Here is a 509-nt window from a genome sequence, read left to right on the forward strand (position 1 = left end):
CTGGCGCCTGACACCAAGACGGTCGCAGAAGACACGGTTGCCACCGGCAACGTGCTGACGAACGACAGCGACATCGACAACACCCTGAGCGTTGCTTCGTTCAGCGTCGCCGGCTTGCCCGGCACCTTCGCTGCTGGCACCACGGCCACCATCGCAGGCGTCGGTACGCTGGTCATCAACTCGAACGGTGGCTACACCTTCACCCCGGTTGCCGACTACAACGGCACGGTGCCGCAGGTCTCCTACACGACCAACACCGGCTCGAGCTCCACGCTCGACATCACCGTCACGCCGCTGGACGACACCCCGGCTGCCAGCGACGACCTGGCGACCACGCCCGAGGACACGCCCGTCACCATTGACGTGCTGGCCAACGACACCGACGCCGACACCCCGACGCTGACCATCACGGCCATCAACGGCCAGCCGATCAGCGTGGGCAGCCCTGTCCAGCTGCTCGACACCGCCGGCCTGCCGCTGGGCACGGTCAGCCTGACCAACGACGGCAA

At 67.0% G+C, this 509-nt stretch carries 1 protein-coding gene; it reads left to right on the forward strand.

The features are described from left to right. Nucleotides 1–509: Ig-like domain-containing protein (locus AACH00_RS19860; protein WP_341400915.1), on the forward strand; the 509-nt coding region annotated here is incomplete at both ends.

Origin of the sequence: Ideonella margarita, assembly GCF_038066635.1 — a bacterium.
GTDB classification, from domain to species: domain Bacteria; phylum Pseudomonadota; class Gammaproteobacteria; order Burkholderiales; family Burkholderiaceae_C; genus Ideonella; species Ideonella margarita.